This window comes from Pseudomonas sp. S1_G07, from assembly GCF_054668565.1.
On sequence record NZ_CP162778.1, the window covers coordinates 3067332 to 3079105 of the forward strand.

Sequence of the window (11774 nt, forward strand, 5' to 3'; positions counted from 1 at the left end):
GGTTCATGCAAGAACCGCCCCGGGCTTTTTTGCAGCCGGCGTTTAAGCCGGCTGTTGTTCCTCTCCCAGGCACGCGGCGGCGGTGAACAGCACGTCGGTGGAGGAGTTGAGCGCGGTTTCTGCCGAATCCTGCAGCACGCCGATGATGAAGCCGACCGCCACGACCTGCATGGCGATTTCACTCGGAATGCCGAACAGGCTGCAGGCCAGGGGGATCAGCAGCAGCGAGCCACCGGCGACTCCCGAGGCGCCACAGGCGCAAACGGCCGCGACCACGCTGAGCAGCACGGCGGTGGGCAGGTCGACGCTGATACCGAGGGTATGCACGGCTGCCAGGGTCAGTACCGTGATGGTGATCGCGGCCCCGGCCATGTTGATGGTGGCGCCCAACGGAATCGATACCGAGTAGGTGTCTTCATGCAGGCCCAGGCGCTTGCTCAACGCCAGGTTCACCGGGATGTTCGCCGCCGAACTGCGGGTGAAGAATGCGGTGATGCCGCTTTCACGCAGGCACATCAGCACCAGCGGGTAAGGGTTGCGGCGTAGTTTCCAGAACACGATGGCCGGGTTGATCACCAGCGCCACGAACAGCATGCAACCAATCAGCACCACCAGCAGGTGGGCGTAGCCGAGCAGGGCGCCGAAACCGGAGGTGGCCAGGGTCGACGCCACGAGGCCGAAGATGCCCAGCGGCGCAAAGCGGATCACCACGCGTACGATCAGGGTGACGCCGTTGGACAGGTCGTCCAGCACGGTGCGGGTGGTTTCTCCGGCGTGGCGAATGGCGATGCCCATGCCGATGGCCCAGGCCAGGATGCCGATGAAGTTGGCGTTCATCAGCGCGCTGACCGGGTTATCCACCACACTGAGCAGCAGGCTTTGCAGCACCTGCGCGATGCCTCCCGGGGCGGTGACGCTTACGTCATGGCTGGCGAGTACCAGCGTCGAGGGGAACAGCGTGCTGGCAACCACCGCCACGACCGCCGCGGCAAAGGTGCCGAGCAAATACAGAAACAGGATCGGCCGGATATGGGTTTCCTGCCCGTGTTTATGGTTGGCAATCGATGCCATCACCAACACAAACACCAGGATCGGCGCCACGGCCTTGAGCGCGGTGACGAATACCTTGCCGATAAAACCCGTGGCGCGGGCAGCTTCGGGTAGCAGCAGGGCCAATACGATCCCGGCGATCAGGCCAATGACAATTTGGGTGACCAGGCTGACGCGCATTAAACGGTGCAGCAGAGAAGGGGCAGCAGTCATAAAGGGTTGTCTCTGATTTTTTTAGTAGGGCACAGCATTGCAGGCGGAAAGTACTGTAGGAAGTGGGCGAGAAGTCTAACATGCTGTAGGAAGCGTCCCGTTCGCTGCGGCATTCCGTCACCCGCGCCAGCCGGGTTTGGCCAAATCCGGACATGTTCTGTTAAGATTCCCTCCTTCTCATTTTTCCTCTTTGTCAGCGGGCCCTCAGGGCTGCCGTTGATGTCGTCGTTTCTGGAGTTTTCATGCTGTTTCCCATCCTGCTGCTGTCGGCCGCCGGCTTTACCGTGCTGACCACGGAATTCATCATCGTCGGTCTGTTGCCGTCGATTGCCCGGGACTTGAATGTAAGCGTGTCCCAGGCCGGGCTGCTGGTGACACTGTTCGCGTTTACCGTGGCGGCCTTTGGGCCGTTTCTCACAGCTTACTGCGCGCGGTTCCCACGCAAGCGCCTGTTTATTTCTATCCTGATCATGTTCGGTGTGGCCAATACCATCGCCGCGCTCGCGCCGAATATCTGGGTCATGGCGTTTGCGCGCTTGATCCCGGCCTTGGGCTTGCCGGTGTTCTGGGCCCTGGCCAGTGAGACGGCGGTGGACATTGTCGGCCCGGACTATGCCGGGCGCGCCATCGAGAAAATCGGTTTCGGCATCGTCTGCGCCACGGTGTTCGGCATCCCGGTGGGCACGCTGATTTCCGACATGTTCGGCTGGCGCAGCGCGTTCGCCATCCTTGCCGTGGTGGCGTTGGCCAAGGCGTTGCTGCTGTTTATCTACCTGCCGGTGACAGCACCCAAGAATGACCAGGTGACGTTGCGCTCGCAGTTCAAGATCCTGCGCAACCCGTTGATGCAGGGTCATATCCTGCTGTCGATCCTGGTGTTCAGCGGCATGTTCACCGCCTACACCTACCTGGCGGACATCCTTGAACGCCTGGCCGGCTTCGACGGCACCCTGGTGGGCTGGTGCCTGATGGGGTTCGGCGCGGTGGGGTTGATCGGCAATTCCCTGGGCGGCCGCGCGGTGGATCGCCACCCGCTGATCGCGTCCATGGTGTTCTGCGGGTTCATGATCGCCGGCATGGTGGCGCTGGTGCCGGCGATCCACTCCACCGTCGGCCTGGCCGCGGCAATGGCGGTGTGGGGCGTGACCCAGGCGGCGATGTTTCTGGTCAGCCATGTACGCCTGATGAAGGCCGCGCCCCACGCGCCGGCATTTGCCGCGTCGCTGAACATTGCCGGGGCCAACCTGGGTATCGGCCTGGGGGCGTTGGTCGGCGGGCACGTGATCGACACTCTTGGCCTGGGCAGCCTGGGCTTTGCGGCATCCGGGTTTATCCTGGTGTCGATCCTGCTGGCGCTGTGGTTGATGACCGCCAAACAGCCGGTCGCGTCCAGCGCCTGAGCGGTCAGGGCAGGGCAGTAAACAGCTCGCGCCTTGCGCCCTCGGTAATCGCCACGATGCCGGGGTGCTTGACCTTGCGTTCCACCGAGATCGCGTAGAACGACTCGGTGACCGCATCGGTCTGGCCAATCAGCGCCACGCCATACTGGCGCACCACCTCCTCGGCGATCACGCTGGGGGCGATAAAAATTCCGCTGCCGGATTGGCCAAACGCCTGCATCAGGGCGCTGTCATCGAATTCGCCGATGATTTTCGGCTGGATCTGCTGTTCGGCGAACCAGCGTTGCAGACGGCTGCGCACCACGGTTTCGGCGCCCGGAATCAGCAACGGCGCGCCGTGCAGGCACTGTGGGAAGTCGCCACCGTGCTGGTCAGCCAGCGCCTGGGTGGCAAAAAAACTGATGCCACATTCCCCCAGTTTCTGGCTGTAGCCCTTGATATCCAGGTGCGAGGGCATGGGGCTGTCGGAGATCACCAGATCCAGGCGCTGGATCGCCAGGTCGGCCAATAAACGTTCGAGTTTGTCTTCGCGGCAGGTGATGCGGATCGGCTCGCTCAACTCCATGGTCGGTGCGATCAGCCGGTAAACGATGGACTTGGGCACCACATCCGCGACACCGACCCGAAACACAATCTGCTGTTCATTGGGTTGCGCGCGCAGCATTGCCTCCAATTCATTCCCGGTCTGGAACATCTGCTCGGCATAGGGCAGGGCCTGGCGCCCGGCCTCGGTCAGCTCAAGCTGACGACCGACCCGTTGAAAAAGCGCGATACCGAAGGTTTGCTCCAGCAGGCTGATCTGCCCGCTGATGGTCTGGGGGGTGAGGTTCAGTTGCTCGCAGGCACGCACAATGCTGCCAGTCTTGGCTACGACCCAAAAGTAATGCAGCTGTCGGTAATTGAGCATCGGCGTCGTCACTTCGTAAAAATCGAAGTATATACGAGAAAAATACGAATTTTACTGAAGTGTTCACCTGCATAGAATGCCTCGCTATCGCGGGGCCACTATTTGGACCCATTGGTGCTAACGAGGCATACATCATGAAACTCAATTCTCTCGGCGCGGCGTCGTTGCTTGCGCTTTCATTAGTGATGATCAGCGGTTGCGATCAGGTGGAAAAAAGCGCGCAACAGGTGCTGGGCAAAGCCACCGAATCCGCCAAGCAAGCCATCGATGACACCCACAAGGCCGCCGAGCAGGCATTGAGTGAAGCGACACAAGGCTTGATCAGCCCGCAAAAAAAGAATGATCAGCAAGAAAAAGAGTCTGAATCGAACACCCAAGAAAGCTAATTTCCCAGCACAACGTCAGGACTGAACCATGGATTACCTTTTACAACTGGCCGCCAGCCCCACGGCTTGGGTGGCATTGGCCACCTTGATCGTCATGGAAATCGTGCTGGGCATCGATAACCTGATCTTTATCTCGATCCTCACCAACAAATTACCCGAGAAACACCGGGCCAAGGCGCGGCGCATCGGTATCAGCATGGCCTTGGTATTGCGCCTGGGCCTGTTGAGCACCATCGCCTTTATCGTGCAACTGACGGCGCCGGTGTTCGAAGTGTTCGGCCAGGCGTTTTCGTGGAAGGACATGATCCTGATCGCCGGTGGCCTGTTCCTGGTGTGGAAGGCCACCACCGAGATCCACCACAGCATGGATCCGGAGCCGGAAGAGAAGGCCAGCGCTGGTAATGTCGTGGCCATCGGCTTTGCAGCCGCAATCGGGCAGATCCTGTTGCTCGACCTGGTGTTCTCCATCGACAGCATCATCACCGCCGTGGGCATGACCGAACACTTGCCGATCATGATCATTGCCGTGGTGACCTCGGTGATCGTGATGCTGGTAGCGGCCGAGCCCCTGGCCAAGTTCATCAACGACAACCCGACCGTGGTGATGCTGGCCCTGGGCTTCCTGATCATGATCGGTATGACGCTGATCGCCGAAGGCTTCGGCGCCCATGTGCCTAAAGGCTACGTATACGCGGCCATGGCCTTCTCGGCAGCCATCGAGTGCTTGAACATCGCGCGGCGCAACCGCCACAAGCGTTTGCTCGCTGCTCGACAGTAACCGCTGAAACAAATAGGCCGGCTGTGCTCACAAGAGCCCAGCCGGCCTTTTGCTGTCTGGTAGAATCCGCCCACTTGATAGCTTGAGGTCCACCATGAACGAGCCGATTCGCCTTACCCAGTACAGCCACGGCGCGGGTTGCGGCTGCAAGATTTCGCCCCAGGTGCTGGAAGTGATCCTCGCCGGCAGCGGCGCACAGAACCTCGACCCGAACCTGTGGGTAGGCAACGCCTCACGCGATGATGCGGCGGTATACGCCATCGACGACGAGCGCGGCGTGGTCTCCACCACCGATTTTTTCATGCCGATTGTCGATGACCCCTTCGACTTCGGCCGCATCGCCGCCACCAATGCCATCAGCGACATCTACGCCATGGGCGGCGATCCGCTGATGGCCATCGCCATTCTTGGTTGGCCGGTGAACGTGCTGGCGCCGGAAATTGCGCGCGAGGTGATTCGCGGCGGGCGTTCGGTGTGCGACGCCGCCGGCATCCCCCTGGCGGGCGGCCACTCCATTGATGCCCCGGAGCCGATTTTCGGCCTGGCCGTGACCGGCATCGTGCAAAAGCGCCATATGAAGCGCAACGACACCGCCACCGCCGGCTGCAAGCTGTACCTGACCAAACCCCTGGGGATCGGCATCCTCACCACCGCCGAAAAGAAGGGCAAGTTGCGCGAGGCGGATATCGGCCTGGCGCGTGACTGGATGTGTACCCTCAACAAACCCGGCAGCCGCTTCGGCAAGCTGGCCGGCGTGACGGCCATGACCGATGTCACCGGTTTCGGCCTGTTGGGCCACCTGGTAGAAATGGCCGACGGCAGCGGCCTGACCGCGCGCATCGAGTATGAAAAAGTCCCACGTCTGCCTGGGGTTGAGTACTACCTGGAACAGGGCTGTGTGCCCGGTGGCACCTTGCGCAACTACGACAGCTACGCCAGCAAGCTCGGGCGGTTGCAGGAGCTGCACAAGCGCGTGCTGTGCGACCCGCAGACCAGCGGCGGCCTGTTGATCGCCGTAACCGCCGAAGGCGATGCCGAATTCCACGCCGTGGCCGCCGAGCTCGGCTTGAGCCTTGCGCCGATTGGCGAGCTGGTTGAGCGACAGACCCACGCGGTAGAGGTGGCTTGATGGCGACTGACATCACCGATTACCGCGACATCTTCCTCAACGACCGGCCGATGATGGATACCCGCGCGCCGGTCGAGTTCACCAAGGGCGCGTTTCCCGGGGTGATCAACCTGCCGCTGATGACCGATGACGAACGTCAGCGGGTCGGCACCTGCTACAAGCAGCAGGGCCAGCAGGCGGCCATCGTGCTGGGCCATGAGCTGGTGTCCGGTGCAATAAAGGCCGAACGTATCGAGCAATGGGCACGCTTCGCCCAGGCCAACCCCGACGGTTACCTGTATTGCTTTCGCGGCGGGCTGCGTTCGCAGATCGTGCAGCAATGGCTGAAAACCGAAGCCGGTATCGAATACCCCCGGGTAGGGGGTGGCTACAAGGCCATGCGTACGTTCCTGGTGGAGACCATTGAACAGGCCACGGCCGAGTGCGACTTCGTGTTGCTGGGCGGTATGACCGGCACCGGCAAGACTGAAGTGCTGGGGCAACTGCGCAACGCCTTGGACCTGGAAGGCCACGCCAATCATCGCGGTTCCAGCTTTGGCAAGCGCGCCACGACGCAGCCGTCCAACATCGACTTTGAGAACCGCCTGGCGGTAGACCTGCTGAAAAAGCGCGCGGGCGGCATCGAGCAGTTCGTGGTCGAGGACGAAAGCCGCATGATTGGCAGTTGCGCCCTGCCGTTGCCGTTGCACAAGGGCATGCAGGGCTTTGCGATGGTGTGGCTGGAAGACAGCCTCGAAGGGCGCGTCGAGCGCATCCTGCGCGATTATGTCGTCGACCTGTGTGCTGAGTTCATTGCGGTGTTTGGCGAAAACGGCTACGCATTGTTCAGCGAGCGTCTGACCCAGAGCCTGGCCAATATCCATAAGCGCCTGGGCGGCGAACGTTTCCAGCGCTTGCACACGATCATGCAGGAAGCCCTGGCGGAACAGGCACGCAGTGGCGCCGTGGACCTGCATCGTGGGTGGATCGAAGGGTTATTGCGCGAGTATTACGACCCGATGTACGCCTTCCAGCGTGAAAGCAAAGGCGCGCGCATCGAGTTTGCCGGGGAGCAGGGCGCCGTGATGGAGTATCTGCGTCATAGACACGGCTGACCTTTCTGGCGCCATCGCAGGCAAGCCAGCTCCCACATTTTGAACTGTGAATACAGTCGAGGTGGCAGTTGGCTTGCCTGCGAAAGAGGCCCTCCGCCTCACCCAACCGCTAGAGAATCACCGCACCGATCAACCCACACACCACACCCACCAGCATCGTCAGCCCGGCGACTGTCACCAGCACCCGCGCATCGAAGTCCTTACGCAGCATCAGCAGCGACGGCAGGCTCACGCTTGGCAGAGTCATCAGCAGGGCCACGGCCGGGCCGGTGCCCATGCCCAGAGTCATCATGGTCTGTACGATAGGGATCTCTGCCGCTGTAGGAATCACAAACAGCGTGCCGACGATCGCCAGCGGCACCAGCCACACCAGGCTGTTGGTCATGGCCCCGTCCACATGGGGGAACAGCCACACCCGCGCCGCGCCCAGGACCAGCACCGCCAGGATATAGATCGGGATCGTGCTCCAGAACAACTGCCACAGGGTGCGCAACCAGCGGCTCAGGAACGGTTGCGACTCGACGGCACTGACGTCGGCCACAGCCTCCAGCGCTGCTTCCGGCACCTGCTCGGGGCGAGCAATGCGTTGCGCCACCAGCGACACTCCCACCACCAGCACAACCCCCGCCACCAGGCGCAAGGCGGTAAAGCCCCAGCCCAGCACAAAGCCCATGAACACCAGGGTGGCCGGGTTGAGCACCGGGTTGGCGATCCAGAAGGCCAGCGCCGCGCCCACCGACACTTGCTGGCGGCGCATGCCCGCCGCCACCGGGGCGGCGCAGCAGCTGCACATCATCCCCGGCAAGGCGAACAGCCCGCCGCGCAGGGTCGACCCCAGCCCGGCGCGGCCAAACAGGCGCAGCAACCAATCGCGCGGAATCAGCACTTGCAGCAGCGAGCCCAGAATCACCGCCAGCACCGCAGCTTTCCAGATCGCCAGGAAATACACCTGGGCATAGGCCAGCGCCCCCGCCAGTGGCGAGCTCTGTTGATCATTGAGAATCGACGCGCCGATGCTGTGATTGTCAGCCGCTACAAACGCCTTGAAGTAGTAGGGCGACCACTTCACGTAATAGAGGCCGACGCAGGCGACCAGCAGGAACAGTGCTGGTTTCCACCAGAATGACCAGCCCCGGTTGGGCTGGGTGGAGGAGAGGTAGGACATGGTTGGTGATCCGCAGATGAGTCAATAGCGACGCATCATACGCTGTCAGCTGTCGGCACTCACCTGCGTTGGTTGCGGACAGTTTTCGTCGCCGTGGTTCAAGCCTTGCTTATAGTTGCGACTCAGCAGCGAGGCCTTGCCGTTGTGCCAGGTCAGCGTCAGTACATACAAGGTGTCGTAGTCGCTGCCGGACCAGTCATCGGTGATGGTGTGTTTTTCGCCGGAGGCTTCGCTCGCCACCTTGTTGATCAACTCCGGCAGGTAGCCGTGGGACCAGGCGGTGTAGATCGTGGCGTTATGGTATTTGTCTTCCACCAGTTCGTCGGCCAGGTCGCTGGTGTCGTTCGCCGAGAACTTGATATTCACCGGCAGGCCCAATTTGATGGCGCTGGGGCTGATGGTCATCAGTGGGCGAATGTAGCTGTAGGAATTGTCCAGCTCGCCTTCCTCGACATTGCGCGTCGGGTTCGCCGCGAAGACGAAGTCGGCCTTGCCGAATTTTTCCGGCAATACCGTCGCCAGGTTCATCGCTCGGTTCAGGCCCTGGCAATTGAGCTGGCCCAGGCCCCCGGCGGGTTTTTCACCATGGCGCAGGAACACCAGGGTTTGCACGCCGTCCACGGGTTGGGCGCGGCTTTCACGGGCGTCGAGGGCGGCGACCATGGCGGCGCTGACCAGCAAGAGTGGCAACAGGGTGTAGGCGTAGCGTTTCAGTGTGGGCACAAGGCGCAGAGGCTTGATCTTCATTGTAGGTTCGAGTCTTCGTGCATTGCGTTAAGGCGGACAAGCCGGGCCACAGCGACGCCTTGGACGTAGTGCGGTGTGTTCCTTGTCGATACAGCCAGGTGCCTCCTTTCACCATGCGCGCACCTTAAGAGTGCGATCGGGCGTATTGGTTCTCCCACGCGGGATAATAGCCCGCCGATGTTGCGTATTAATGACCCATGCAGGACAGCGTTGAGATGACTATCATGGGGCTTTCTGCCTCAGGGATCATGCCGATGAACTCACTCGCTGCCTTTCCGATCAACAGCAAATGGCCAGCCCGACACCCCGAGCGTCTGCAACTGTACTCGTTGCCCACGCCCAATGGGGTAAAGGTCTCGATCATGCTCGAGGAGCTGGGGCTGCCGTATGAGGCACACAAGGTCAGTTTCGAGACCCAGGACCAACTCTCTCCCGAGTTTCTGTCCCTGAACCCCAACAACAAGATCCCCGCGATCATCGACCCCAATGGCCCCAGCGGCCAGCCGTTGGCGCTGTTCGAGTCCGGCGCGATCCTGATCTACCTGGCGGAAAAAACCAGCCAGTTGCTCTCCGAAGATCCGGCGACACGTTATGAAACCATTCAATGGCTGATGTTCCAGATGGGCGGTATCGGCCCTATGTTTGGCCAGTTGGGGTTCTTCAACAAGTTCGCCGGCAAGGCCTACGAAGACAAACGCCCCCGTGACCGCTACGCCGCCGAATCCCGGCGACTGCTGGAGGTGCTGGAAAAACGCCTGCTGGGCCGCACCTGGATCATGGGCGACGACTACAGCATCGCCGATATCGCCACCTTCCCGTGGATTCGCAACCTGATCGGTTTCTACGAGTCGGGCGACGTGGTGGGCATCGCCGATTTCCCTAACGTACTGCGCGCGCTCGATGGCTTTGTCGCCCGCCCGGCCGTTATCCGTGGCCTGAATATTCCGAGCTGAGCGAATGCCGACTTTCGATTTCAAACAACTGGATGTGTTCAGCAGCGTCGCGCTCAAAGGTAACCCGTTGGCGACGGTGCTCGGCGCAGACAGCCTGAGTGACCAGCAGATGGCCGACTTTGCCAAATGGACCAACCTCAGTGAGACCACCTTTTTACTGACACCGCGTGATCCACGGGCGGACTACCGGGTGAGAATTTTTACCACCTTGCAGGAGCTGCCCTTCGCCGGGCACCCGACGCTGGGCAGCTGCCACGCATGGTTGACGGCGGGCGGTGTGCCAAAGGGTGAGGAGATCATCCAGGAGTGCGAAATCGGCCTGGTGCGTATTCGTCGTCAAGGCACTGAACTGGCATTCATCGCACCGCCATTGCTGCGTTCGGGACCGGTGGAAGACGACGTACTGGAGTGTGTATGCCTGGGGTTGAACCTTGCACCGGAGGCGGTCGTGCGTAGCCAATGGGTGGATAACGGCGCAGGTTGGCTGGCGGTGATGTTGGCTGATCGCCAGGCGGTGCTTGATCTGCAACCCGATTATGCGCAACTGCGTGGCCTGGCGGTGGGCGTGATTGCGCCTTGCGACCCCGCGCACGACGACGTGGACGCGCAATTTGAAGTGCGCGCATTTATCGCCGGCGACGGGGCGCCGGAAGACCCGGCCACCGGCAGCCTGAATGCCGGCGTTGCCCAATGGCTGCTGGGTGAAGGCCTGGCGCCGGAGCGCTATGTGGTCAGCCAAGGCACCGTCATGGGGCGCGCGGGGCGTATCCGTGTCGAGCGCCAGGGTGAGGAGATCTGGATCGGCGGTGCCGTCGCAGTGTGCATCGAAGGACGTCTACAGCTCTAGATCAATGAATTATTACCAGCCGAGCAATACACTGTTGGCCCCTGGGCGTTTGTGCGGCAGGGGTCTGGGGCATAAGCTTTCGCCCCAAAGTGATTTGTCTTAAGTCAGGAAACCCATGACCAGCCAGTTCCCCCAAGCTCGCCCACGCCGCCTGCGCCGCTCCCCGCAGCTACGTGGTTTGTTCCAGGAAGCCGAATTCACCCTCAACGACCTGGTACTGCCGATTTTCGTCGAGGAAGAAATCGACGATTTTGTGCCGATCACCAGCATGCCGGGTGTGCGGCGCATCCCTGAGAAGAAGCTGGCCGCCGAGATCGAGCGTTATGCCCGCGCCGGCATCCAGTCGGTGATGACTTTTGGTGTGTCCCATCACCTGGACGCCAGCGGCAGCGACACCTGGAAAGAACGCGGCCTGGTCTCGCGCATGTCCTCGATCATCAAGGACGCGGTGCCGGAAATGGTCGTGATGTCCGACACCTGCTTCTGCGAATACACCGACCATGGCCACTGCGGCGTGATGCACGGCGCCCATGTCGACAACGATGCGACCTTGGTCAACCTGGGCAAACAAGCCGTGGCCGCCGCCCGCGCCGGCGCCGATGTGATCGCCCCCTCGGCCGCGATGGACGGCCAGGTCCAGGCCATCCGCCGTGCCCTCGATGATGCGGGCTTCACCCATATCCCGATCATGGCTTATTCCACCAAATTCGCCTCGGCCCTCTACGGCCCGTTCCGCGAAGCCGGCGGCAGCGCGCTCAAGGGCGACCGCAAAAGCTACCAGATGAACCCGATGAACCGCCGCGAAGCCGTGCGCGAATCACTGCTCGACGAACAGGAAGGCGCGGACGCCCTGATGGTCAAGCCGGCCGGTGCCTACCTCGACATCATCCGCGACATCCGCGAAGCCTCACGCTTGCCGGTGGCGGCGTATCAAGTCAGCGGTGAGTACGCGATGATCAAGTTTGGTGCCCAGGCGGGTGCGATTGATGAGGATCGGGTGGTGCGCGAGACGTTGGGGTCGATCAAGCGAGCGGGGGCGGATTTGATTTTTACGTATTTTGCGATGGATTTGGCGTTGGCGGGGATCTGAAAGCCGCGCGAAACC

At 61.6% G+C, this 11774-nt stretch carries 12 protein-coding genes; 8 read left to right on the top strand and 4 right to left on the bottom strand.

Going from position 1 to position 11774, the window contains the following annotated elements; all coding sequences use genetic code 11:
• Positions 1-42: 42 nt before the first annotated feature.
• Positions 43-1263, bottom strand: a complete 1221-nt coding sequence (sstT, locus tag AB4O05_RS14225) for a serine/threonine transporter SstT (protein WP_460136965.1) — start codon at positions 1261-1263, stop codon at positions 43-45.
• Positions 1264-1505: 242 nt separating this feature from the next.
• Between sstT and AB4O05_RS14230 the strand changes: the two genes are divergently transcribed.
• Positions 1506-2663: an MFS transporter gene (locus tag AB4O05_RS14230; protein ID WP_460136964.1), complete on the top strand. Its 1158-nt coding sequence runs from the start codon at positions 1506-1508 to the stop codon at positions 2661-2663.
• 4 nt (positions 2664-2667) lie between these two features.
• On the opposite strand, the gene nhaR is transcribed toward AB4O05_RS14230, so the two are convergent.
• Positions 2668-3570, bottom strand: a complete 903-nt coding sequence (gene nhaR, locus AB4O05_RS14235) for a transcriptional activator NhaR (protein ID WP_460136963.1) — start codon at positions 3568-3570, stop codon at positions 2668-2670.
• 134 nt (positions 3571-3704) lie between these two features.
• Here nhaR and AB4O05_RS14240 point away from each other — a divergent pair, with 134 nt between their 5' ends.
• The 4 genes from AB4O05_RS14240 (at position 3705) to mnmH (ending at position 6957) form a co-directional block, all read left to right on the top strand.
• Positions 3705-3956: a hypothetical protein gene (locus AB4O05_RS14240; RefSeq protein ID WP_460136962.1), complete on the top strand. Its 252-nt coding sequence runs from the start codon at positions 3705-3707 to the stop codon at positions 3954-3956.
• Positions 3957-3984: 28 nt separating this feature from the next.
• Positions 3985-4734 (top strand): TerC family protein, encoded by a 750-nt coding sequence (locus AB4O05_RS14245; protein ID WP_460136961.1) that lies wholly within the window; start codon positions 3985-3987, stop codon positions 4732-4734.
• 94 nt (positions 4735-4828) lie between these two features.
• The gene (gene selD / locus AB4O05_RS14250; protein ID WP_460136960.1) at positions 4829-5863 is read left to right on the top strand and encodes a selenide, water dikinase SelD; all 1035 of its coding nucleotides are present in this window, start codon (positions 4829-4831) and stop codon (positions 5861-5863) included.
• Entirely contained in the window at positions 5863-6957 is a 1095-nt protein-coding gene (gene mnmH / locus AB4O05_RS14255) for a tRNA 2-selenouridine(34) synthase MnmH (RefSeq protein ID WP_460136959.1), read from the top strand. Before selD ends, mnmH begins: the two co-directional genes overlap by 1 nt.
• A gap of 109 nt (positions 6958-7066) precedes the next feature.
• Here the strand turns inward: mnmH and AB4O05_RS14260 are convergent, their stop codons facing one another.
• On the bottom strand, positions 7067-8122 hold the full coding sequence (locus AB4O05_RS14260; protein ID WP_460136958.1) for a permease: 1056 nt from the start codon (positions 8120-8122) through the stop codon (positions 7067-7069).
• A gap of 45 nt (positions 8123-8167) precedes the next feature.
• The gene (locus tag AB4O05_RS14265) at positions 8168-8869 is read right to left on the bottom strand and encodes a histidine phosphatase family protein (protein WP_460136957.1); all 702 of its coding nucleotides are present in this window, start codon (positions 8867-8869) and stop codon (positions 8168-8170) included.
• A 254-nt stretch (positions 8870-9123) separates the two neighbouring features.
• Between AB4O05_RS14265 and AB4O05_RS14270 the strand changes: the two genes are divergently transcribed.
• The 3 genes from AB4O05_RS14270 (at position 9124) to hemB (ending at position 11759) form a co-directional block, all read left to right on the top strand.
• Positions 9124-9822 carry a glutathione S-transferase N-terminal domain-containing protein gene (locus AB4O05_RS14270; protein WP_460136956.1) on the top strand — a complete coding sequence of 233 codons (699 nt, stop codon included), beginning with the start codon at positions 9124-9126 and terminating at the stop codon, positions 9820-9822.
• A 4-nt stretch (positions 9823-9826) separates the two neighbouring features.
• Complete coding sequence (locus tag AB4O05_RS14275) at positions 9827-10669, top strand: PhzF family phenazine biosynthesis protein (protein ID WP_460136955.1); 843 nt, start codon at positions 9827-9829, stop codon at positions 10667-10669.
• 115 nt (positions 10670-10784) lie between these two features.
• Positions 10785-11759 carry a porphobilinogen synthase gene (gene hemB / locus AB4O05_RS14280; RefSeq protein ID WP_460136954.1) on the top strand — a complete coding sequence of 325 codons (975 nt, stop codon included), beginning with the start codon at positions 10785-10787 and terminating at the stop codon, positions 11757-11759.
• Positions 11760-11774: the final 15 nt, after the last annotated feature.

Bases quoted from the DNA above. Each gene is read 5' to 3' on its own strand.
- sstT (WP_460136965.1), bottom strand. From the start codon at position 1,263: ATGACTGCTGCCCCTTCTCTGCTGCACCGTTTAATGCGCGTCAGCCTG.
- AB4O05_RS14230 (WP_460136964.1), top strand. From the start codon at position 1,506: ATGCTGTTTCCCATCCTGCTGCTGTCGGCCGCCGGCTTTACCGTGCTG.
- nhaR (WP_460136963.1), bottom strand. From the start codon at position 3,570: ATGCTCAATTACCGACAGCTGCATTACTTTTGGGTCGTAGCCAAGACT.
- AB4O05_RS14240 (WP_460136962.1), top strand. From the start codon at position 3,705: ATGAAACTCAATTCTCTCGGCGCGGCGTCGTTGCTTGCGCTTTCATTA.
- AB4O05_RS14245 (WP_460136961.1), top strand. From the start codon at position 3,985: ATGGATTACCTTTTACAACTGGCCGCCAGCCCCACGGCTTGGGTGGCA.
- selD (WP_460136960.1), top strand. From the start codon at position 4,829: ATGAACGAGCCGATTCGCCTTACCCAGTACAGCCACGGCGCGGGTTGC.
- mnmH (WP_460136959.1), top strand. From the start codon at position 5,863: ATGGCGACTGACATCACCGATTACCGCGACATCTTCCTCAACGACCGG.
- AB4O05_RS14260 (WP_460136958.1), bottom strand. From the start codon at position 8,122: ATGTCCTACCTCTCCTCCACCCAGCCCAACCGGGGCTGGTCATTCTGG.
- AB4O05_RS14265 (WP_460136957.1), bottom strand. From the start codon at position 8,869: ATGAAGATCAAGCCTCTGCGCCTTGTGCCCACACTGAAACGCTACGCC.
- AB4O05_RS14270 (WP_460136956.1), top strand. From the start codon at position 9,124: ATGAACTCACTCGCTGCCTTTCCGATCAACAGCAAATGGCCAGCCCGA.
- AB4O05_RS14275 (WP_460136955.1), top strand. From the start codon at position 9,827: ATGCCGACTTTCGATTTCAAACAACTGGATGTGTTCAGCAGCGTCGCG.
- hemB (WP_460136954.1), top strand. From the start codon at position 10,785: ATGACCAGCCAGTTCCCCCAAGCTCGCCCACGCCGCCTGCGCCGCTCC.